Below are 22481 nucleotides of genomic sequence, written 5' to 3'. Positions count from 1 at the left end.
ATTAATAAAGGAAGAGGATTAATTATACCCCGGATTTTGAGTTAGGTTCGGATTACGATCCCTTTCTTCCTGCGGAATAGGCATCAGCAACATGTGTGCGGGGAATTTACCCGTAACAGTCGTTTGTTCTCCATCCACAATTTCCGACCACGTCAGACTTGACAGGGTGCTTTGAGCAATTCCATAACGTTTCAAATCAAAGAATCGCTCTCCTTCGTAAGCCAGTTCCAAGCGTCTTTCTTTCAAAAGGAGCCGGGTCAGTTCTTCTCTTGAACTGGCATTCAATTCCTGAAGTCCGATACGGGTACGAATCTTTTGCAGATTGGGTTCCGCTATTGCAGTTGCCGGACCGGACAAAGCATTGACTGCTTCTGCATGCAACAAAACAATATCAGCCAGACGGAAAATATAGATCAAGTCTCCGCAATCCCATCCTACCCGATTCTTTGCCCTGCACTTGTAAGGGAAAGGCAATGTGCGGGTTTCCCATTGTCCATTCTTCAGTTGCGCATAATACTGGTCGAACCAAATATTGTTAATGTCCTCAAAGATGACCGTAGAGTTTTTACGAACCTGATCTCCTTCATCATCAAAAGCTTTCAGCAAACTTTGGGAAGGTGTCAGATATTTACGCCAATTCTGCTCTGTCATGGAAGGAGGCAATAGAAGAACAGGTACGTAATTATTTTCCGTACTGTTGGCGATATACTGTACAGCCAGAATCGTCTCACTATTATTACGATGTTCATCGTCAAACAGATGGTCATACGTATCCACCAATCGGTATACCGGCGAATTCATCACTGCTTCCGAATAGGTCTTCACCTTATCCCATTCTACATTGCCGGGTGCACCTTTCGTTGCATACACTTTTGCAAACAAAGCGTTAACCGCCCCTTTACTGGCAAATCCTCTGGTTTCAGCTTCCGTAGCACGCTTGTCCGGTAAACGGGTCAACGCAAATTCCAAATCTTCAATGATACGTGCATAAACTTCCTCTTCCGAATCGGCACGAGGCACTTGCACATCAGCCGGAGCAGTGCTTCCCGTAGTAGTCACAACAGGCACACATCCCCAGGTCTTTACTAAATTAAAATAATGCAACGCCCGCAAGAAAGAAGCTTCTCCAAGCATTTCTTCACGTTTACTCACTCCGGTAAAAGCTTCCGCGTCCAACAACGGATCATTAATTTGAGGTATATATTTCAAAGCTACGTTACAACGCATAATACTTCCGTAAAGCGACTTCCATGATTTCATAACAACCGCATTACGGGGAGTCAGGTCGCGTAAGAACACATTATTGATATCCACATCATCACCACCACTGTATGCATTATCCGCAAAACAGTCTGCAAGAATCATATAATACCACATATAATATTCTTCATGCCCCTTCTGTATTCCGTCATAGCAACTGATAATCAGTGCTTCCGCATCTTTTATGGAAGTAAAAGCATTGGCTTCGGTCAGTTCTCCCTGCGGTGTTTCTGTCAGGAAACTATCACAGGAGGTCAGCCCTACATTGAGCAGCAAAGCTGCGGATATAAATATAGAATATATCTGTTTCATGTCTTTTTTAGATTTAATGAGTTGAACAATGCTCAAAATACAATAGTAGCTCCCAGAATATAAGTTCTTGCATGGGGGAAGACACCCTGGTCGATTCCCATAGCCGAAGAACTGCCTCCACCGATATTCACTTCCGGGTCATAACCTCTGTAATTGGTAAAAGTCACCAGGTTATCCCCTGATATATAGACCGTCACTCTGTCCATCAAAGCCTTCCGGGTCAGCGGACGCGGCAAAGTATATGACAGTTTCACATTTTTCAGTTTAAAGTAAGATCCGTCTTCTACAAAACGGGAAGAAATAGCCGGGTATTTATCTTTCTCCGCACGGGGCACAGTAGTGTAGTCTCCCGGATTACGCCAACGCATCAGGACACGGTCGGACTGGTTGCGGGAGTCGAACATTCCTTCGGTAAACATACGGGTGGCATTATAAATATCATTCCCGTATGAACCCTGAAAGAAGAAAGACAGGTCAAAATTCTTATATGAAAAGACATTGTTGATGCCATACAAAAATTTCGGCTGTGCACAACCCAAGATCCGGCGGTCTTCATCTGCGCTCAAATCTTCTTCATACACTAACATTCCGTTAGCCTTTTCGTACATCATACGTCCGTTTTGCGGGTTTACTCCTGCTGCCTGAAAACCATAAAAAGAACCTAAAGCCTGTCCTTTCTGAATGATAGACACATTTCCGGAGATTTTCTTATCAAGTGATCCGGTAAAGATAGCAGGACTTCCTGCCATATCTGTCACCTCATTCTTATTAGTGGAGATATTAAAATCTGTTGTCCATTTTAGTTCTCCGGTCAGATTACGCGTGGTCAGTTGGAACTCCAATCCTTTATTTACCACGCTACCTACATTTTGCATACCCGAATCGAATCCGGAAGTTTGAGGCAGCTTTACCATTAACAGCAAATCGGTTGTTTTCTTATAGTATGCATCGGCAGTCAACGTCATTCTTCCATTAAGGAAAGAGAAGTCGAGTCCCACATTGGTCTGGGTAGTTCTCTCCCAACGCAACTTATCATTCCCTATCTGGCTCTGATAATATCCTGGTAAAATAACGCCATCCATATTATAATTGGCTCCGATTCCATAAATCCCATAAGAACTATAATAACCCACCTGGTCATTACCAACCTGTCCCCAGCCGACACGCAGTTTCAAATCACTCAACCAATCCAATGGTTTCATAAATTCCTCCCCAGTCAGTCTCCATCCCAAAGAGAAAGAAGGGAAATACCCCCAACGGTTGTTCACGCCAAACTTGGAAGAACCGTCAGCACGGAAATTGACAGTGGCGAGGTACTTATTCTGGTAGTCATAGGTCACTCTCCCCAATACAGAAGCATTGGTAGATGCACCATAATCTTCACTTGGCTTGTTTAATACAGTTCCGGCGTTCATAGAATGTATTTTATTATCAGAGAATCCACGTATAGAACTGTTTGCCGATTCTCCCACATAGCGGGAAGCCACAAACCCCGCCAAAGCCGAGAAACTGTGATCTCCTATCTTCTTAGTATAAGTCAGAATTTCTTCGTTGATCCATTTGTAATTTAACGAAGTGTTATAACTCGCTTGTCCCTGCTGGTTACGTCCCCAAGCTGAACTGAACGGGTCCAGAAATTCTTTGTACCGGGAAGCACCCATTTCGATGCCCATGCTTGTTTTTAACTTCAGATCCGGAGTAAAAGAAATCTCCGCATAGAGGTTACCCAACAATTTATGATATACATAATCACGAGTATATGACTCTACCGCACTTAAAGGATTCTCCAAAGAAGACAAAAACGGTAGCGTAGGAAATGTTCCGTCCGCATTATATTTACCTACCACAGATGGAGTGGTGATGGCTTGCAGAATAACGGTCTCGGAATTTCCATCCGAAACATCGACATCATTGATCTTACTGTAACTTAGGTTCGTTCCGATCTTTACCCATTTTTTCAATTCCTGTTCCAGATTGATCTTAAAATTCATACGTTCAAATGAAGATGGTTTTACAATACCATCCTGTTTGATAAATCCGGCTGAAATGTAATAAAGGGATTTTTCGTTTCCACCGGAAATGGATAACTGATAATTCTGCATGGCCGCATTGCGAAACATTTCATCCTGCCAGTCGATATTGGCATTATACACGGAGGTATCCATGGCCGGATACCCCAAATCGGAAAGTAAATCCTGATATTCATCTTTATTCAAAACATCTATTCTCTTGGCACGTTCCGAAAAACCATAGTAGGCATTCAACTCAATTTGCGCTTCACCTTTCCGGCCTCTTTTGGTGGTAATCAGTACTACCCCATTCGCACCTGCATTTCCGTAGATTGCAGCAGAAGAAGCGTCTTTCAATACCGTAATGCTTTCTATTTCGGAAGGGTTGATCGTTTTTGTGTCACTGGTCGGCACTCCATCCACCACATACAAAGGTTCGTTTCCTGCATTGATAGACGTAGCTCCCCGGACACGGATAGAGAAACCCTCATTCGGCTTCCCCGAAGGGGTGATAACTTGTACTCCCGCAGAACGTCCGGCAAGTGCCGACCCGAAATCATTCACGGGAATATTTTCTATATCTTTTGCCAGAACAGTGGATACAGCTCCCGTTATATCTTTCTTCTTCTGTACGCTATAGCCTACTACAACCACTTCATCCAGTTTTTTCACATCTTCCTCTAAAGTTACATTCAGCATCCGGTTGTCTCCGATTCTTTTTTCCTGGGACAGATAACCGAGAAAAGAGTATTGAAGTACTTGATTAGGATGATCGATTTTGATTTCGTACTTACCATCCATATTGGTCACCACTCCATTATTACTTCCTTTCACCATCACACTGACACCTATCATCGGTTCGCCGGAACTATCCGTAACTTGTCCTGTCACGTTTCTGGCAGTAGCCCCCTGTGTAGATTCTGCGTCTTTCTGCCTGACATTCTTGGAGATACGGACAGTTTTGTTATTGATATCGAAAGAGACATCCTGCCCCCGAAACAGATTATTCAGTACATCTTCGATCTTTTGTTGTTTGGCGTCTATTGAAACTTTTCTTTTTGTATCAATATCCGGTGTTCGAAGAACAAACGTGTAGTTGTATCGCTTATTGATTGTTTCCAACGCCTCACCAATTGTCTTATTTTTGAGACTAAGCGTGATAAGTTCTCCATTATTCTGCGCCAATACCGGATTCGTCCAGATAAATAGCGCCAATAGAATTGGTAAAAGATTGCTAAATAGCTCTCTAAAATGAGCCGGTTTTTCATGATATTTCATACCTTTGGCAATGATCTAAGTTAATAATTAATTTTGTTAACTGATTTCCAAAACGGGAAAGTGTCGCAACCACTTTCTCGTTTATTTTTTTATTTGTTTATCCATCCATTCCGCACATGTATTTTAAGGTTAATAACTGGGTTGTCTATCTCGTCTTTCTTGAAATTTCAATAATATCCTGATCTCGCTTGATACATAATTCATTGTCTATATTCAATGCTTCGAGCATCTCATCCAAAGAAAGTCCCTGGGCAAATGTGACAAAGAAAATTTCTTTGAGTAGCGCTTTATCCCTTATCACAATCTGAACATTGAACAGACGTTGAAGTTCCGTTATAATCTCTTGCAGTGTCTTGTCTCTGAATGTATACTGTCCGTTTCGCCAGGATTGATACCCATCGACGTCAAACTTTTCAAGTTTAACTTGTTTTTTATCCAGTATGGCTTTCTCACCCGGAACAAGGAAAATATCATGCTGATTTAAATCTCCCTTCACCAACAAAGAAATACTTCCTTCAAGCAGTGTGGCTTCCGTGCCTTTATCTTCCGTATAAGAACGTACATTAAATCTTGTTCCATGCACTTTGATGCTTAAATCTTTTGTATCTACAATAAAAGGACGTTCCGGATCTTTTGTCACTTCCAGAAAGGTTTCTCCGCTAACAAATATCTGGCGAACTTGGGTAAACCGTTCGGGATAGATAATATGTGTACCGGAATTCAGCCAGACTTTACTCTGGTCGGGCAAAATAACTTCTTTCTTTTGCCCATATTCGGCATAGACTTCTATCCAGTTGACTTGTGATTCCTTGTTATCCAGATATAGATAAAGAGTAGCTCCCAATAAAGGAATAAACAGAATAGCTGCAACACGTATCAGATAATGTATTGTTCTCGTGAATGTACTCTTTTGAGGAGACGGAGCTACTCCGCCAATAGCTTCACAGACCTTCACAAATGCAGAAGAGGTCATTTCGCGGTCACAGGCTACTTGAGACGATTCTTTCCAAATTTCTTGCAATTCCTGATCGAATTCCGGTTTAGACTCATTCTCTATGAACCATCGTCCAAACGCACTTGAAGTGATATCCTTCTTCAAGTTATAGAAATAGTCTTTCAATATTCCGGGAGGTAAGAGTTTCATTTTTCTTCGTATTATCTGGTTATATCTGATATACGGAAGCTAGAAAAAGTACACCCAATGCTTTTTCGACTTTAACATTTATAAACTATTAATTGGGAATAGAGGTGTAACAAAAAGTAGTATGGCAGAGCGGAAAAATTAAAATCAGAGAGAAAGAATGAACAAAACAGCAATCCAATAAAGAAATCCTCCCAGTTTTTCACGAAGTATATGCAACGCTATATTCAGATGGCGTTCTACCGTGCGTTTGGATATTCCTAGTTTAGAGGCTATCTCATCATTAGACAATCCTTGCAAACGACTCATGACAAACACTGCACGACGCTGCGGAGGCATATTATCCACTTCTTTCATCACCAGTTCTTTAATATGTGACAGATCATAAACACTTTCTATCATTTCATCTGTATGATCGCTATCCTTCAGATATGAAATGCTTTCCAAAGGTTCTGAAATGACTAAGGAACGGAAATAATCTGTTATCTCATTCTTTGTGATGGAATACAAATAGTTATTAAACTTCCGTTCGCAATCAATCAATTCTCTTTTTGTCCAGACCTTGATAAATACATTTTGAGCTATATCATCGGCAACAAAAGAATCTTTCACTATCCCCAATGTGAAGAAACGCACTTGAGAATAGTAACGATCGAAAAGAAGTTTAAAAGCATTTATATCTCCGGAAATCATTCGAGAGATAATATGACTCTCATTTTTCATAAACAGTTAGTGCAATATTGCAGATTTTATTGTCTCATACTTCCCAACATTTCCATCCCTTATTAGCACAAATGTACACCACATATGTCCGTACATTATAATTAGGAAACTTTTTCTTAGTGTCTTCACCGTATCTTTTCACCTGTTCCACGTGCTCGGGAAGAGGCTCGGAAAGCGCAAGCATCTTTTCAGCTTCTTTCATACGATAATATTTAAATTCGACCACACGATCATCCGTATAGTAATCTGTACCGGGAATACCGGTCATTTCAAAGTCTGATCGGCCTACTGAATTATTCTGTTCGATGGCAAAGGTATAACAACTACTTAAATAACGCGATACCAGTTCGTAGAAAGAACACCGGATAAAGTTTTCATTGATCTTATCAAAAACTTGTGCTGGAAATTGTCCCAAATATTGTTCGAAATAATTCTGAACGAGTGGTTCTAAGCTTCGATTGGAATCATAGTGCCGATACACAGGAACATAACGTTGTGCATTGCCTTCTATTTTGTTCAGTTGATTATAGTAGTCCATGTATACACTACGCATCGTCATATTAGGCAATGTGGTTACAAATTTATCCTTCAACGTCGTCATTCCCAAATAAAACAAACTAATGGGATAAAACTCTTTATCAAAAAACTTTTTCTTATTAAACTTACTAGCAAGATCAGCCACATTATAAGGCAATTCATCGTCAATTACCAATGCATCCAACATCGTTTTCGCATTATCCAGCGAAAGAGTCAACCGACGAATCCAATGAATGTCAGTACGTAGATTTTCATCTACCAATTCGTCCGGAATACTACCGGCATTGGCTGCAAATTTCTTGAAGAAGTAAGTAAGGATAGTGGCATTGAATAACCGATCTCCATTCGGACGGAAACGATAACCATCATAGTTACTCACTATTAGTTGCCATATTTCGTCAAAGCGATCCTGTCCTGTAGAATACTTATCAAGCACATAACGTAGATATGTTTCAGTTTCTTCGTATGTAAACCCAAGCATATTCAGGAAATTAGGCTCAAGAGTCAATATCTCTGCAATATTATATCCACTAGTCAAATCATCCATAGTGACAGGCAGCACACCTGTACAAAAACAAGTACGGATACTACCTTCACCAATACCTTTTTTAATTACTTTAAAAAAAGTACGCAGAAAGCTGTCATTAGTAGTAACTTCTTCATAGAGTGGATCATTATAGGCAGTAAGTAATTGATTGGTGAAATTATCATATTCATCAATCAAAATATAGACTTTAGGCAATTCGTGAGAGCGGGCGTAAGTAAGCACTTCTTCCAGCATTTTAGATGCATCGCCACGATTGCTAAATTCAAAATCACCAAACAAATCACGATTATGTGCTACCATTACTTCTACCGGACCGCAATTCAGGTCATTAAAATTCTGTGCCAGCCCTTGAATATGGTCTGACATTACCATTGCGGAGAAGTCATAACGAATTATCATATAACGGTTATGTTCTTTTGTCGGATGGTTTCCAATCCACGTGTCACCAAACAATTCTTCAAACCGATGCGCTTTCGTACGGTCATAATAGCAAGCTAGAGTAGAGACTAACAAACTCTTCCCAAAGCGACGGGGACGCAGAAATACAGGAGCCTTATAATCTTCAAGCTTAGCTATATATTGGGTCTTATCTACGTAATAGAAACCACGTTCACGCATTTCTATGAAATCTGCTACTGCATAAGGAATTGTTATACTTGCCATAATCCTACTGTTTTTTCTATAGACAAACAAAGGTACAAAATTGTTAGCAATAACAAGAAGAAATCTTTGAATTGATTGTTATTACTCTTGTTGCCAAACATAAAACACGGTTCTTCCAGTTCCACGTTTACGAAGAATCCCTTTCTCAATGAAAGTATTCAAATCATCTATTGCTTTCAGTCGGGAAAGTCCGGTCAGGCTACTATATTCCAATCGGGTAATACCACCATTTTTCCTTAGAAATTCCTGTAAAAGCTGTTGGCGTTGCTCCATAGAAAATTCCACTTTTTGAGAAGAGTGTTTGGATTTGTCCACACGTTCCAACTCTATCTCACGCTTAATCTTCCTTTTGAACTCTTTGGAAGTACGCAAATGCACGTTATCAAAACAGATTGATTCGGCACGAATCTCCCGTTTAGTCATTACTTTATGCGTACATTTCAAAGAGATGCTAAAATGCCCGAGTTCGCCAAGTTCTACGATATATCCCTCTGCTAACGTTTCGGCTAGTTCATCCAATACAACTCCTACCACCGCATCTATCACGTTATAGTTAAAAGTCTGGGAAGAACGAGATACACGTTCCAGGAATTCTTTTTTCGAGTAAGTTCCATTTGGAACGATACGGGCATGCAAAGGCTTTTGTTCTCCGGTACAATCAGGATCCGGTGTTTCATACAAATCATATTGAGCACTCATAAGTATATCTTTTTATTAGTTCATACATTTATTACTTTCACTACGTATATTTAATCGCCTGTTCATTGAACTTTAATCTTCAGTTCATATAAAAATAATCGTCTGACAGCTGTATCTTTTTCGTCTGACAGTTGTCAGACGGAAAGATAACAGTTGTCAGACGAAAGTTCAACAGCTGTCAGACGATTAATCTATCGCATACAAAGGTATAACTTTATGCGATGCGACCTTTAAATCTTAGGAGGAAAAAGACAATTCCTCCCAAGAATTTAATCACCCAACAGTAATTTAGTCACAGCGGCAGTATTCAATGCCCATTCACGGGTATATATCTCGTCCGCTTCCGGAATATCAACTAACTTCAATCCCTGCGCCTGTGCTTTGACAGCTAACAGTTCACCAACAGTTGTTTTCGCTTCCAGCTTATCCAGATACTTTTCGATGGTCTGTGTATCCAAAGAAAGAATCGTCTGTCCACCAAAAGGTATTTCCAGCCAAACAATTTCCCGTTCTTTCACTTTCAGAACTCCGAAAACAAGCCCTTTCTGCAAACTTTGGGAAATACGTACCTGATGTTGCACGCAAGAAGGATCGTAAGCTACTCCTGTTCTTTCCGATATCTTCATTGGATAGGCAGAGTTCATCCAACCTACCACCAGATTAGGAGAGATAGTCCCGTTGCTATATGCATTGCAAGTGAAAGCGACATATTCCGCACCTACACGGTTCAGTTCATTCAAATCCAGCTCGATATATTCGGCAGTACCTTTCTTATTAGGAATACTTCGGATATCCCCGCTATGTTTAGCGCCAATAGCTTGCAAGTTGAAGAAGGAACAAACTTCTGTTGTGGAAGGCAAAGTGATATGACAACTCAAGTCCATATCAAGATGCTGTGCCGGAAGCCCTTTTCCCCACTGCATAAACAATCGCACTTTATCTCCCTCTACCGGGAAACGCGTTCCCTGCAAAGCACAGGAAGTATCCTGAATTGTTTCGCTACGATCGCCGATAGCCAACGGGATATGGAACAACATAGGGTCAATATACATACTTTTGTTTTCACTTTCGACAGTTGCACTGGCGAAACGGGCAGCTACGACTTCCTTACACAAATCCTGTACATCCTTCACCATCGCTTTTAGCTGATCCTCCATATACAGCCCCACCAAATAATGTGGTTCTATCAAAAGAGCATTCCCCCCTAAAGGTTTCACCATTCTCTTACGTCCCGGTTCAAAGTAGCTCTCCGCATACATACCCAAAGTAACGACCAAACGTGCTGGCAACAAATGAACCACTTCTTTAAATACAGCCAACGTCTCTTCCGCTCCGAACCAAAGCATATTCGCAAATAAAGAACGTGCAAACATACCCGGTCGCTGCTTTAACAAAGCAAATGTCTGTTCCGCATCCGCCTTCAAACGGTTGCGCTCCACTTCTCCCTGCCAAACGGTATATGCCTCGCGGTAGAATATATCCATCAATTCCTTCAAATTTCCGAATTCCGGCTTACGGGCATATTCCGCCAGACGCAACGCACGTATCATACGTACCCACATCTCTCTTTTCGGATGCATGATTTCGCAAGCCTTCTCCGGAGCCATTGTCAGGTTGTTCAACCAAAGAGCTACCATTTTACATTCACGACGCGTATATTTCAACTTCAACTCCTCACGCTTCGCTTGAGCTGCCGAACGACTTTTATCCAAAACTCCACATATATGTGTGTTGTTTCTACCTGTTTTACGGATAATAGTCTTAGGCTCTATGATTTGCAGGAATCCGGTTTTCTTATACCACAGATAACGCAATATATCATTCGGAGTAGAGAAATAGATTTGCGCTTCCTGCGCTCTATCCTGTTCCACCAATGTATCTATCACCAACATCAATGTCTCCTTCATTTTGATTCCGACTGCCGGTAACGGAAGTTCGCCAAGCATTATTTTCAAGCTATCCGCTTGTGTGGCATCAAGAGCCGTGCGCGATTCAAGCAAGTCACAGAAAAAAGCATTCAACTCCTTGTCCTGCCAAAGTTCCAGCACTTTCAGTTTACTTCCCTGTCCGAAATATTCCGTAGTAGCCGTTTGGAACGGGGTTCCGCAGAACGGACAACCATTGTATCGTTCCATAGGGAATGTATTATCAGGGATCACGTGTCCGCAAGGTAGTTTAACGCCTTTCTGGCTATTAAACAGGTTAGCGATCCATGTAACCAGATGATCCAAGCGCGTTTCTCCGGTAGGTACATCCCACCCTTTCACCAATGGAGACCAGTTTAGCGTCACGCCCAACGCTTCTTTCATCACCTGAAGAATCATCATCTGTTGAGCCGGATATAACTGATTAATGGCATGCAGCAGTTCTTCGGACAAGCTATATCCTACTTTACGGAGTTGGGCTACCAATGCAATGGTAGTCGAAGTCAACTCTTCCTGCTTTTTCTCTTCTTCTATCAAAGGCAAATAGATTGCATTCTGCCTGATAGACACTTTCAACAAATCTTTATTCATAACTTTGTTTTTTTAAGTAAGGTAATCGGAAGACTGTGAATCAATGGAGCATTCCTGCGGTTTTGAAGTAAGTCTTCCTTGACCTTAGTTGATAAAAAGAGGTAGAACAGGCCGGATTCGAACCAGCGTTATCCACCGTTAAGAAGTAAGCCCCGGTTGACCTCATTTCAGATAATCCCGAAGCTGCTGTCCTACCTCTATATTTATTTTTTGTGGAGCAGGCCGGAGTCGAACCGACGACCGTCACAGGATAGAAGTAAATCTTAATTGACCTTTTTCATCAGGATAATCTCAAGATTATGTATGATGCTCTACCCACTGAGCTACTGCCCCTTTACGAAACAGGAAAACTGATAATCGTATGAGTCAATATCTTAACAGGATGTATGGAAGTAACCCGTACTTGACCTGTTTTCTTGTTTCTTCGACAAAGATAGATGCAGTGGTGCGCAGCCTTTTTGCGCAACTAAAACTTTTTTGCTCTTTTAAAGAAAAAAATAAATTCCAATACCTGCATCGTTTAAATAGAAATCAGCGATTTGCCTTACGATTCTTTACTTCTTCTACAAGTTTTGTAAAGGACTTCTCCTTTTTACGTTTCTCATGTTCGGAAGCTGAAAAGTGCCACGCTTCCCGGCGAAGTTTCAGATAGCTTGCATAAACTTTATAATCTAACACACCGCTATTGACTGCTTCTAAAACAGCACAACCCGGTTCGTTGATATGCTTGCAATCTTTGAAACGGCACGATTCTGCATAGTCAGAGATTTCAAGTACTTCGGCCAGTGAGTCTGGATTGTCGATAACCAAGCCAAATTCACGCACACCCGGAGTATCGATTAAAACACCCGAATCATTCATCAATACCATTTCCCGACGGGTTGATGTATGCCGGCCTTTTCCTGTGGACAGGCTTATATCGGAGGTAAGCAACACAGATTTTTCACAGAGTGCATTTACCAGAGAACTTTTCCCGACACCCGAAGAACCGACAAACACAACAGTTTCTCCCTCTGATATGGATTCCCGCAACCGGAGAATCGTTTGGGGTTGATGAATGCTCGTAAAAAATACGGGTATCTGATTGGAGATATGATTTATTTGTTCTTCAACACTCTGCCTGTCAAAATCTAAATCGGATTTATTAAGTACCAATACAGGCTTGATGTTTTCTTCTAATACCTGAACCATAAAACGTTCTACTCTGCGGACATTGAAATTATCGTCAAGGCTCTGCACAATAAATGCTTTATCGACGTAAGAAGCAATGGCCTGCTTATCGGCAACTGTACCGCTTTTCTTGCGATACAATGTCCGCTCACGAGGTAGCATATCGACAATAATCCCTTTATTCTCATCAAATGGTTGAAAAAGCACCCAATCACCCGTACAGGGTAATTCAGCATCAGATTTCCCATACATCATGTTTCCCGTGAGTTCACACTGAAACAATCCGTTTTCGGAAACGACCTCGTAGCAGGTACGATGTACTATGGATATACGTCCATGAGGAAGAGTGCTGTAGAGTGATTCTTGTTTTAGTTGGCTTAGTTTATCATTCCAGCCATACCAGTTTAAATTAAAGTCGAATTTGTGAATTGTTTGATTTTCGTTATTCATGATCTTAATGTATACAGCGTACACGTTACAAAGCACCACGATACTTTTAGCACCCTTGTACGCAAGTTAAAAATTGAAATTATAAAGACATAAAGAGTACTCCCGGAAGGAATCATCCGAGAGCAAACGAAAGGACAATCTGTATCAGAAACACAGATTGTTTACTAAACCAAATCCGATTTATTATTTCTTGTCATGCGACAAAGATAGACTATTTTTATTTAATGGCAAAACGAGCCGTCATTTCATACCGTAGCTTGATAACCCGGTACTGCTCGGTAGCTGCCGCACCCATGCTTACATTGCTCTGCGCTTCGAAAGGAAGATAACGGCTTATGTTATTATCGGCAGGTTCGATGATACGAATCACTTCACCCAACTGCTGCCCCATCGCTTCCACCAGATAAGATGCTTTCTCACGGGCAGCCTTCAGTGCTTCAATCTTACCTTGTTTCCGATACATTGGCAAATCCTTATGTTTGAGTTCTCCGATGCGCATGGACTCAATTCCCCACGTATTGACTGAACGAATAATAGAGTTAATCTGCTCAAAATCCGTAAGCCGGATATCCAATTGCTTACCTATCAGAAACTCCTTTCCTCTCTGACGCCAATAATCTCCTATTTCCTGTGTGCGGATAGCATCATCCGTTATTCCTATTTTGCGCAAACTTTTACGCAAATCTTTCTCTATCATTGCCAATGGCACTTTCGTATGAAAATCTTCTTCTTTTTTTGATTTACCGGTGTATTCTTCTTGCCAATACTCCTTAATCTGAACCAGAAAATGAATCTCATCCGGAACGACTTCTATTTCAGAAGAACCGGTCACTTCAACGTATCGTCCATCACTTTCCTGTGCATTCACAACGATACTCCAAGTAAACAAAACAAAAGCTAATAAACATACCTTTTTCATATCTTCAATCTTAATAGTACAACCTCTTTTACAGAATGCGAATTATCATTTCACAAAGCTATTAAAAAAAACTGTAAAACCGATTTTATCCCAAGAAATCAATCAGGCTTTTTCGATCCATCAAAATAGTATCGCCATTCTTTACCTTACACTTGGAAGATGTTTTGCCGGAAAGTAAAGAAATATACCCTTTTTCAAACAGCAGCTTCAAGCGGGTACTGGAAAAAGGCAGACATCTTTTTATCAATGAGGATAATTTAAGGCTCAAGTCGAAATCACACTTGACTTGGATACTTATGATCTCACTACTCATATTCAGGATGTCTTCTAAAGAGACGGTATTTATCACCTCATATTCAACACTGTCATAATCTAATTGAAGATTATTCCTACTTGCCACTCCGGCAGAAAAGGCATATTGCCAGGCAACTTCCCTGTCATTCATAGAAAAGCTGTGAAAGAGCTTTTTATCAATCAAGTCGGGTTTAGTTCGTGACAACAGAGTCATATTACAAGTGTTATCACATTTCACACATCTATAAATCAGCCAGACATCAATGTTTTTCTTCTGTGCATTCATCCTGAACTTATCACTGCAATAAAAGCGGTCACTATCACAGTGACTGCATTTCTTAATTAATAAGGGGCAATTCTTCACCCTTATCTCCCATGTAAATGTTGTTTCCATAACTATACAAAAGCGATTATCTTTCTTTGTGAATCAATTATATTTCTCCGCAAAGTTGGATAATAGCCATTTGTATAATTCACAAGATGTCACAAGACGCCCTGAAATTTATCTGTCAAGCTCATCCATCATCTTTATAATCTGTTCTTTCAACTTATCCAGAAATTGGGTTCTGCTTTTCTTTCTATTCCTGATTTCCAAGAATATACGATAAAAATCACCTATCTCGATATTAAACAGTGTTTCGCAACAAAAAGCAATGTCTTTCAAACTCGTATTTCCATTACTAAAGCATTTACCTGCATACAAGGCGTAGATAAACTCAACCAAAGCAACTTTACTGTCCGTCCATTGCAACAGTTTACTGTCTACAATGGAAGTGAATTTAAGATGAAGTTTCTCTGTCAGCTGCTCTATTTCCTCCGACACATATTCTATCAAGCGATTATTCGCCAGAATTTCTGCAACACTCGAATCATGCAAGGTGGTAAAAGAAATATCTCTATCCAGTAGATGACAATGTATATCAGAAAGAATATCATAATTCTCCCGAATAAAATAGCGGTTATCAAGCTCTGTTCGACCGGCACGGTAATATTCATAAAAGTCATTATTCAAAAATGATTTTTGCAGGTTCTCCAATTCAATCTTCAGATATCTGCATTGGGATGACAGAGATTTGTCGATACGATTCTTTTCAATCTGATACAAACGGACATAAAACATCAACAGACCGGAAATCTGCGGTTTCGAGACTTTAAAGAAAAGAATCTCTTCTTCAGCACTTCGAAACTGATATCCGACAACAGTTGTTTTCAGCGAAGTCAGCGAAACCTGTACGACACCAATGATCTGCCTGATTCTATCCAAAGGATCAACCGGCTGCAGCTCAATCCTTTTTATTTCTTCTTCTATGTTCAGCTTACTATTTCTTACGAAATTTTCCATTCATTCTCAACGCACCCACCACTCCCATCTGATTAGCATAAACCGGACTAAAAGCCTGAATACCTTAATTGCATCAGTTTTGAAAAACGATGCAGTGAATAATAAAAATGATAAAATGAAAAACCTGTTCAAGTATAGAACTACTCAAACGAAAGAAATTAGCCTGTGGTTTATGAGGCTAATATTAAGCTATAACAAATTTAAGAATTGTGCCCAAAATCATTGCTTTTAGAATTCAGATGCAAATATAATTGTTTTTTTAGGATGACATGAAGTTTATATGAATTTTTGAAATAAACTCACCAGAAGTATAGAAAAATAGTATCTTTGCCTCCGACTTTTCACAGATACTGTGAGAAAGCAATTCTTTTAATTATATAAATAAAAAAGACTATGATCAGATTAAATGTTTTTGTTCGTGTAAACGAATCCAACCGCGAAGAAACAATAAAAGCGGCAAAAGAACTGACTGCCTGTTCTTTAAAAGAAGAAGGATGCATTGCTTATGATACTTTCGAAAGCAGCACGCGTCCTGACGTTTTCATGATTTGCGAAACTTGGCAGAATGCCGAAGTATTGGCAGCACACGAAAAATCTCCTCATTTCGCTCAATATGTAGGTATCATTCAGAAATTGGCTGAAATGAAATTGGAAAAATTTGAATTCTAAATGAATTACGAGGCTGTTCGAGAACAGCCTCATTAAATCCGCTATTCCTCTATCTTTCCGAGTAGAATTAGTCGAGTTTCTTATGGATAAATATTCCTTCAATCCAATAAGTTGCGTGATTCGATTCAAATTTCAACAAGACATAGCCGGGATCAGTGGGACCACCGGGAAAATGATCGATAAACCAATCCTGCCAAAGTTCCTGCTTCATCTTTTCGTCAGTTACAACTTCCACTTTCCCCGTTAACGCCACGCTGTCTCCTTTATCCTGAAAGCATAATCCTGCTTTCGGATTCGATAAGAAATCAATTGTTTTTAGTGAATCTGCTCCGGTAGACATCCAGATAGTGGAAATTCCTTCTGTCAGGATTTTGCTCATCGGTACAGGGCGGGGATAACCTTCTTTATTCACAGAAGCAAGGGTAACTACTTCACATCTCTGCAACAATTCTGTTGCTTTCTCTTTCATTGTTTTTGTGGTCATAAATTGATTGTTTTTTATTAACCTTGCAAAGGTAACGGCATATCTTCCCATTCTATTGTAAAAAAGCGACTTTTACCTAATCTATCTTTGTGGTTCGATATAAGTAAGTGTGGTTTCTTCCGGAACGGTTAGGGAAAGAAAAGACGCAGGAGTATTGCCGGACATCGACTTAATCTCTTTTGAAAAATGCGCTAAATCATAGTATCCTGCATCAACTGCCGTAGTCAACAGATTGGCTGATGTTGTGGTTCTCAACAATTCCACAGCATTCTTAAATTTAACAATACGGCTGTATTCTTTAGGAGTAAATCCGGTATAATGCTTGAACTTTCTCTCAAAATGACGCTGACACAAACAGACATCATCCATCAAGCTGCGAACTGAACGTTTTCCTTTGGAATGATTAATCATGTTCACTGCCATAGCGACATGAGAATCGGCAGGCTGATAATGACGCGCCAAATATGCCAGCAAATATTCTTCCACTACTCGTATTCGATCTGTGACATGCTTCTGCTCACCTAATTTTTCAATAAAAGTGTCATCAAAAACAGCCTTCATCTCATTAGTACTGACTCTGCTATTCACAAATTCGTGTAGAGGCAGGTTTGTAAAGCAAGACAAACCACAAGGTAAAAAACGAACGCCAAACATGTGAATCGATTCTGTATAAGTGACGAGTTCCGAATATTTTGTCATAGGTCCTACAAAATAGGAACGATAGGGTTGCATAATCAGACTCCCTTCTTCAACAGCATTAGCCACCTCTCCCAGCGTAAATATAAAATCGGTACAACCATCCGGCAGAATATGGATGCGCATACCATAATCCGGATTGCCCTTAAACTCCCAATAGCTATCAATGTAGGGAACAAGTAAATGAGAAGGCTGATATTCTGTATACATGGATCTATTTTGTACGCAAATATAGCGAAAATAAATTCTAATCAATGATGCGTCCGTTTGCCTTTGCCTTTTGAAGCCATTCAGGGACAATCTCTTCGAGAAATTTATCTTTGCCTACCTTTTCGGCAGCCATATCCAAACCGATATATTGCTGCGCCTTTTCTTTCGTTGTGATATCCGGAAGCGGAACATCACCAGTATATCCGTACGTTCAATTTGAAGGGGTCACTTTCAGCTGGACAAAAGGGATCAATTTAGATTGGATTCAGGGGATCAATTTGATTTGGACAGGAGGGGGCAAATGGTCCCGGATTTTCCATTTTGTCCATGCCTTTGGTTTATGTCGAACAAAAATAGTGTAAATTCTTTAAAAGAAGAGTTTTTTATTGGAAATGTTTCCCCAAAGTCCATTTTAATTCAATTTTTAGTAAAAGGTTTCTATTTGCCAATCCTGTTACTATATTTTCTCCAACCTCATTTTTTATGCTATATTTGTATCCGAAAAAATAATAGAAACGATGATAAACTTTGCAGCTATCGACTTTGAAACAGCCAACGGCAAACGTACCAGCGTATGCAGTGTTGGGGTTGTCATCGTAAGGGAAGGAAAAATAACGAATAAAATCTATCGTCTGATCCGTCCCCGCCCCAATTATTATACGCAATGGACCACAGCTGTTCATGGCTTAACTTACGACGACACGATGGAAGCCGACGAATTTCCGGAAGTATGGGCGGAAATCAAACCATTGATAGACGGTCTGCCACTTGTAGCGCACAACAGTCCTTTTGATGAAGGTTGTCTCCGGGCGGTTCACGAATTATATGACATGACTTATCCTGATTATAAGTTTTATTGTACTTGCCGTACTTCGAGGAAAGTCTTTGGAAAAGATTTGCCCAATCATCAGTTGCATACGGTAGCAGAACGATGCGGATATCATTTAGAGAATCACCACCACGCACTGGCAGATGCAGAGGCTTGCGCACAAATAGCTTTACTTATTATTCCCGAACCGAAAAAAGAAAGAAAAACAAAGAAAGCTGATAAAGATATACATGTTGGAGATTTATTCGCTTCACTTATTCCTCAACCAGTGAAAAAGAGCAAATGAAAAACACTACAACTATTATTTCAATCAATAATAGCCGTAGTGTTTGATAATAAAGTGCTAACTATGTACTTCGATTAGAGGATAGATTTTGCAATACCCATTTCCAAGCCGCGAAGTTCTGCCAAGCCGCGAAGACGGCCCAGGCAAGAATATCCCGGATTCGTTTTCTTTTTCAAGTCATCAATCATTTGATGTCCGTGGTCGGGACGCATAGCGATAGAGCATTTACGACGCTGTTGTAGAAGAATAAGGCTCTTCATTACGTTGTACATGTCTACATTTCCTTCCAAGTGATTAGCTTCGTAGAAGTTTCCTTCCTCGTCACGTTGTGTACTGCGCAAGTGTACGAAGTTCACACGGTCGCCAAAACGCTCCATCATACCTGCAAGATCATTGTCGGCACGCACACCGAAAGAGCCTGTACACAAGCAGAGGCCATTAGATTCGTTAGGTACGGCTTCAATCAATTTCTTGAAATCCTCTTCCGTACTCAAAATACGAGGCAAACCTAAGATGGTATAAGGAGGATCATCCGGATGAATCACCAGTTTCACTCCTACTTCATCGGCAACAGGAGCAATTTCTTTTAAGAAAAAAATCAGGTTGGAACGAAGCTTCTCTGCATCAATATCGTCATAACGATCTAATGCTTGCTGAAATTGTTCTACTGTGAAACTTTCTTCCGAACCCGGAAGTCCGGCAATCATATTACGAACCAACAATTTCTTGTCGTCTTCGCTCATCTGCTCAAAACGAGCTTTCGCTTTAGCTATTTCTTCCGGAGTATAGTCTTTTTCAGCATTCGGACGTTTCAAGATGAAAAGATCGAAAGCTACAAAAGCTGCTTTTTCAAAGCGGAGTGCTTTAGAGCCGTCCGGCATTGTATAGGCAAGATCTGTGCGGGTCCAGTCCAATACAGGCATGAAGTTATAAGTAACTACCATCACGCCACACTTCGCCAGATTACGGATACTTTCCTTATAGTTTTCGATGTATTTCATAAAGTCGCCCGTCTGTGTTTTGATATGCTCGTGTACAGGTACACTTTCTACCACAGACCATGTCAGACCCACTTCTTCAATCATTTGCTTACGCTTCATGATCTCTTCTACTGTCCACACTTCACCATTTGGAATGTGATGAAGAGCATTTACTATACCAGTAGCGCCTGCCTGCTTAATATCCCACAAGCTAACCGGGTCATTAGGACCATACCAGCGCCAAGTTTGTTCACATAAATACATATTATTCTTTCCTGATTACAAGTTACTAATTATGATTAAAAACAGAATGATATCATCCCAATATTAGATAGAGAATGCATCAAATCCACCGTCGATAACAGCTACTGTACCTGTTACGAAGTTAGAAGCATCGCTAATCAAATAATGGATTGTTCCATAAAGGTCTTCCGGTTCACCGAAACGGTTGAATGGAGTATGAGCGAGAATGGTCTTTGAACGATCGGTCAGAGAACCATCCGGATTAGTCAATAATGCACGATTCTGATCGGTCAGGAAGAATCCCGGAGCGATGGCATTTACACGCAGACCGTTACCGAATTTCAAAGCCAGTTCGCCAGCCATATATTTAGTAAAGTTGGCAATAGCTGCTTTTGCCGCACCATAACCTACCACACGGGTCAATGGACGAAGAGCCGATTCAGAACAGAAGTTTACAATAGAACCTTTCTTCTGTTCTACCATAATTTCAGCAAATACCATTGTAGGCAATACTGTACCGAAAAGGTTCAAATCCACTACTTTCTTGAATGCGTCAATCTGTAAATCGAAAAAAGTTTTATCCGGAGCAATAGTTGCACCTGCCATGTTACCTCCGGCAGCGTTCAACAAAACATCAATACGGCCATAAGCCTTCATGATTTCCACTTTGTTGCCTTCCAACACTTCTTTATCCATCACATCCGTGTAAAGGAACATAGCTTCATTTCCTTCGGCTTTGATACTGTCTACCAATGCTTTTCCTGCTTCTTCACTTCTGTCGAGCACAACTACTTTTGCACCTTCCTTTGCGAGATACGCAGCAATACCTTTACCTAAAATACCAGCTCCACCGGTGATAACAACTACTTTGCCTTTTACGTTAAATAATTCATTCATAGTTCTTACAAATTTATATGTTTATAATTTATTGTTCAGATAATATTTCAGATTCTCTTTGAGAAGAATATCGATAGGCATCAAATTAACCTTCTCACTGCCCTGTTTGAACAACAGATGATTACACAATGATTTAATACCATCATATCCCTGACGCTCCGGACGCTGCGCAATCAATGCGGTTATGACACCTTCGGAAAGCAACTGTGTATTTCTCCCGATAAGATCATAACCAACCAGTTTAACAGACTGCATTCCTCTCGCTTTCAGGTAATTCCCTAAAATATAACAAGTTGAATTGAAGATAACAGCCCCATTTATATTTGGATTAGCTTCAAATATTTCATCCAGTTTCATGAAGTTATACACTGAATCATTTATTTTCAGCTCCACTTCATGCAGATTTCCATTGAATCCTGTTTGCGTGAGATAATGGCAGAAACCTTCCCGCCTGTTCTTTCCCTGATTAGAGTCATTCTTCCCACTATGAATAATTCGCGCCATCAATATATCGGAAGACGAAGAAAGCCGATCCATCAACAATCTGGCAGCAATCACTCCGGCATCATAAGACTCCGTTCCGAAATAAGCCAGTTGATGTTGCCCTCCAATGTTGGAGTCAACATACACATAAGGTATTTCATTCCTGTCAAGTTCCTGCGAAAGCCGGATAACAGAATCCGTAAACAAAGTCGCAATCAATACACCATCTACTTTCTCATTCAGCAGATTACGGATGATATCATCAAAAGTCTTGTTATTATATTGATCGAAAAAGAGTTTGGTAATGGTGATGTTATACGATTCCATTTCCGACGCTGCTTTATCTATACCTTCCGAAATAGCTTCCCAATACTCTCCCTGAACAAAAGAAGGAGTAATCGCAAGAAGATGATATTGCTTTTTGGAGGCCGCCAATGAACGTGCCATCAGATTGGGCTGGTAATGTACCATCTCCAGAATCGCCTGTACCTTTTTCCTGTTTTCTTCAGATACCCTGCCACGATTATGTATTACACGATCTACCGTGCCAACAGAGACTCCTGCCATCTTGGCAATGTCTACAATCCGAATATTTGAAAACTCTTTATCCATCTATTGATAAGTATCTTGTTTTTCATCGGCAAAAGTAAAATGAATTATTGAATTAAGCAATAGTGTGTGCGCGCACACACAACACATAATAAAGAACAGACTACTAATAATCAGCAAGTTAACCACAGCAGCAAGGAAGTATACATGTTGTTAAACATAAGAAAAAGTAAAGATAGTATAGATAAAAAAGTACTTATCAGATGAGAAACCAGAGGAAAAGTAGCTTTTGATT

At 40.3% G+C, this 22481-nt stretch carries 18 protein-coding genes, 1 tRNA gene and 1 pseudogene; 2 read left to right on the top strand and 18 right to left on the bottom strand.

Annotation, left to right across the window (positions count from 1 at the left end; translation table 11 throughout):
* Window positions 1-18: 18 nt before the first annotated feature.
* The 12 genes from AB5217_RS20385 to AB5217_RS20330 all read right to left on the bottom strand — a co-directional run bounded on the left by AB5217_RS20385 (window position 19) and on the right by AB5217_RS20330 (window position 15860).
* On the bottom strand, window positions 19-1572 hold the full coding sequence (locus AB5217_RS20385; protein ID WP_004304085.1) for a RagB/SusD family nutrient uptake outer membrane protein: 1554 nt from the start codon (window positions 1570-1572) through the stop codon (window positions 19-21).
* Between the two features lie 32 nt (window positions 1573-1604).
* Window positions 1605-4859 (bottom strand): TonB-dependent receptor, encoded by a 3255-nt coding sequence (locus AB5217_RS20380; protein WP_004304088.1) that lies wholly within the window; start codon window positions 4857-4859, stop codon window positions 1605-1607.
* A gap of 145 nt (window positions 4860-5004) precedes the next feature.
* Window positions 5005-6003 (bottom strand): FecR family protein, encoded by a 999-nt coding sequence (locus tag AB5217_RS20375; RefSeq protein ID WP_004304090.1) that lies wholly within the window; start codon window positions 6001-6003, stop codon window positions 5005-5007.
* Between the two features lie 144 nt (window positions 6004-6147).
* Window positions 6148-6723: an RNA polymerase sigma-70 factor gene (locus AB5217_RS20370; protein WP_004297104.1), complete on the bottom strand. Its 576-nt coding sequence runs from the start codon at window positions 6721-6723 to the stop codon at window positions 6148-6150.
* A 34-nt stretch (window positions 6724-6757) separates the two neighbouring features.
* Window positions 6758-8470 carry an ATP-binding protein gene (locus AB5217_RS20365; RefSeq protein WP_032844255.1) on the bottom strand — a complete coding sequence of 571 codons (1713 nt, stop codon included), beginning with the start codon at window positions 8468-8470 and terminating at the stop codon, window positions 6758-6760.
* An 81-nt stretch (window positions 8471-8551) separates the two neighbouring features.
* Window positions 8552-9169, bottom strand: coding sequence for a DNA-binding protein (locus AB5217_RS20360; protein WP_032844256.1), 618 nt, complete (start codon window positions 9167-9169; stop codon window positions 8552-8554).
* A gap of 269 nt (window positions 9170-9438) precedes the next feature.
* Window positions 9439-11685, bottom strand: coding sequence for a hypothetical protein (locus tag AB5217_RS20355; protein ID WP_070782855.1), 2247 nt, complete (start codon window positions 11683-11685; stop codon window positions 9439-9441).
* A 213-nt stretch (window positions 11686-11898) separates the two neighbouring features.
* Window positions 11899-12018: transfer RNA gene (locus AB5217_RS20350), tRNA-OTHER, on the bottom strand.
* Window positions 12019-12216: 198 nt separating this feature from the next.
* On the bottom strand, window positions 12217-13305 hold the full coding sequence (rsgA, locus tag AB5217_RS20345) for a ribosome small subunit-dependent GTPase A (RefSeq protein WP_050486375.1): 1089 nt from the start codon (window positions 13303-13305) through the stop codon (window positions 12217-12219).
* A gap of 217 nt (window positions 13306-13522) precedes the next feature.
* Window positions 13523-14224, bottom strand: coding sequence for an SIMPL domain-containing protein (locus AB5217_RS20340; protein WP_004304099.1), 702 nt, complete (start codon window positions 14222-14224; stop codon window positions 13523-13525).
* An 85-nt stretch (window positions 14225-14309) separates the two neighbouring features.
* Window positions 14310-14912, bottom strand: coding sequence for a DUF1062 domain-containing protein (locus tag AB5217_RS20335; protein ID WP_032847168.1), 603 nt, complete (start codon window positions 14910-14912; stop codon window positions 14310-14312).
* A 108-nt stretch (window positions 14913-15020) separates the two neighbouring features.
* Entirely contained in the window at window positions 15021-15860 is an 840-nt protein-coding gene (locus AB5217_RS20330; RefSeq protein WP_008648640.1) for an RteC domain-containing protein, read from the bottom strand.
* Window positions 15861-16253: 393 nt separating this feature from the next.
* Between AB5217_RS20330 and AB5217_RS20325 the strand changes: the two genes are divergently transcribed.
* Window positions 16254-16529 (top strand): putative quinol monooxygenase, encoded by a 276-nt coding sequence (locus tag AB5217_RS20325; protein WP_032847170.1) that lies wholly within the window; start codon window positions 16254-16256, stop codon window positions 16527-16529.
* A gap of 67 nt (window positions 16530-16596) precedes the next feature.
* Here the strand turns inward: AB5217_RS20325 and AB5217_RS20320 are convergent, their stop codons facing one another.
* From AB5217_RS20320 to AB5217_RS20310, 3 genes and pseudogenes are all read right to left on the bottom strand, one after another.
* Complete coding sequence (locus tag AB5217_RS20320) at window positions 16597-17013, bottom strand: pyridoxamine 5'-phosphate oxidase family protein (RefSeq protein ID WP_032847172.1); 417 nt, start codon at window positions 17011-17013, stop codon at window positions 16597-16599.
* Window positions 17014-17094: 81 nt separating this feature from the next.
* Window positions 17095-17919 carry a helix-turn-helix domain-containing protein gene (locus tag AB5217_RS20315; RefSeq protein WP_004297116.1) on the bottom strand — a complete coding sequence of 275 codons (825 nt, stop codon included), beginning with the start codon at window positions 17917-17919 and terminating at the stop codon, window positions 17095-17097.
* 37 nt (window positions 17920-17956) lie between these two features.
* A pseudogene (locus AB5217_RS20310) lies at window positions 17957-18127 on the bottom strand (ammonia-forming cytochrome c nitrite reductase subunit c552); the annotation flags it as partial.
* Window positions 18128-18437: 310 nt separating this feature from the next.
* Between AB5217_RS20310 and AB5217_RS20305 the strand changes: the two are divergent.
* Window positions 18438-19034: a 3'-5' exonuclease gene (locus AB5217_RS20305; protein ID WP_004297119.1), complete on the top strand. Its 597-nt coding sequence runs from the start codon at window positions 18438-18440 to the stop codon at window positions 19032-19034.
* Between the two features lie 74 nt (window positions 19035-19108).
* Here AB5217_RS20305 and uxuA read toward each other — a convergent pair whose 3' ends face one another.
* The 3 genes from uxuA to AB5217_RS20290 all read right to left on the bottom strand — a co-directional run bounded on the left by uxuA (window position 19109) and on the right by AB5217_RS20290 (window position 22249).
* A complete protein-coding gene (uxuA, locus tag AB5217_RS20300; protein WP_004304108.1) occupies window positions 19109-20278 on the bottom strand; it encodes a mannonate dehydratase in 1170 nt (389 codons plus the stop codon).
* A gap of 63 nt (window positions 20279-20341) precedes the next feature.
* The gene (locus AB5217_RS20295) at window positions 20342-21154 is read right to left on the bottom strand and encodes an SDR family oxidoreductase (RefSeq protein ID WP_004304110.1); all 813 of its coding nucleotides are present in this window, start codon (window positions 21152-21154) and stop codon (window positions 20342-20344) included.
* Window positions 21155-21175: 21 nt separating this feature from the next.
* Window positions 21176-22249, bottom strand: a complete 1074-nt coding sequence (locus AB5217_RS20290) for a substrate-binding domain-containing protein (protein WP_004304112.1) — start codon at window positions 22247-22249, stop codon at window positions 21176-21178.
* Window positions 22250-22481: the final 232 nt, after the last annotated feature.

Source organism: Bacteroides sp. MSSM.1001136sp1_RTP21357st2_D2_RTP21359_211015, from assembly GCF_040913205.1.
Taxonomy (GTDB): Bacteria; Bacteroidota; Bacteroidia; order Bacteroidales; family Bacteroidaceae; genus Bacteroides; species Bacteroides ovatus.
Note: the sequence above shows the minus strand (reverse complement) of the source record. Positions and strands in the feature narration are given on the sequence as shown.

Bases quoted from the DNA above. Each gene is read 5' to 3' on its own strand.
- AB5217_RS20355 (WP_070782855.1), bottom strand. From the start codon at position 11,685: ATGAATAAAGATTTGTTGAAAGTGTCTATCAGGCAGAATGCAATCTAT.
- rsgA (WP_050486375.1), bottom strand. From the start codon at position 13,305: ATGAATAACGAAAATCAAACAATTCACAAATTCGACTTTAATTTAAAC.
- AB5217_RS20305 (WP_004297119.1), top strand. From the start codon at position 18,438: ATGATAAACTTTGCAGCTATCGACTTTGAAACAGCCAACGGCAAACGT.
- AB5217_RS20295 (WP_004304110.1), bottom strand. From the start codon at position 21,154: ATGAATGAATTATTTAACGTAAAAGGCAAAGTAGTTGTTATCACCGGT.
- AB5217_RS20315 (WP_004297116.1), bottom strand. From the start codon at position 17,919: ATGTATACAGAATATCAGCCTTCTCATTTACTTGTTCCCTACATTGAT.
- AB5217_RS20385 (WP_004304085.1), bottom strand. From the start codon at position 1,572: ATGAAACAGATATATTCTATATTTATATCCGCAGCTTTGCTGCTCAAT.
- AB5217_RS20325 (WP_032847170.1), top strand. From the start codon at position 16,254: ATGATCAGATTAAATGTTTTTGTTCGTGTAAACGAATCCAACCGCGAA.
- uxuA (WP_004304108.1), bottom strand. From the start codon at position 20,278: ATGTATTTATGTGAACAAACTTGGCGCTGGTATGGTCCTAATGACCCG.
- AB5217_RS20375 (WP_004304090.1), bottom strand. From the start codon at position 6,003: ATGAAACTCTTACCTCCCGGAATATTGAAAGACTATTTCTATAACTTG.
- AB5217_RS20340 (WP_004304099.1), bottom strand. From the start codon at position 14,224: ATGAAAAAGGTATGTTTATTAGCTTTTGTTTTGTTTACTTGGAGTATC.
- AB5217_RS20335 (WP_032847168.1), bottom strand. From the start codon at position 14,912: ATGGAAACAACATTTACATGGGAGATAAGGGTGAAGAATTGCCCCTTA.
- AB5217_RS20370 (WP_004297104.1), bottom strand. From the start codon at position 6,723: ATGAAAAATGAGAGTCATATTATCTCTCGAATGATTTCCGGAGATATA.
- AB5217_RS20365 (WP_032844255.1), bottom strand. From the start codon at position 8,470: ATGGCAAGTATAACAATTCCTTATGCAGTAGCAGATTTCATAGAAATG.
- AB5217_RS20330 (WP_008648640.1), bottom strand. From the start codon at position 15,860: ATGGAAAATTTCGTAAGAAATAGTAAGCTGAACATAGAAGAAGAAATA.
- AB5217_RS20360 (WP_032844256.1), bottom strand. From the start codon at position 9,169: ATGAGTGCTCAATATGATTTGTATGAAACACCGGATCCTGATTGTACC.
- AB5217_RS20320 (WP_032847172.1), bottom strand. From the start codon at position 17,013: ATGACCACAAAAACAATGAAAGAGAAAGCAACAGAATTGTTGCAGAGA.
- AB5217_RS20380 (WP_004304088.1), bottom strand. From the start codon at position 4,859: ATGAAATATCATGAAAAACCGGCTCATTTTAGAGAGCTATTTAGCAAT.
- AB5217_RS20290 (WP_004304112.1), bottom strand. From the start codon at position 22,249: ATGGATAAAGAGTTTTCAAATATTCGGATTGTAGACATTGCCAAGATG.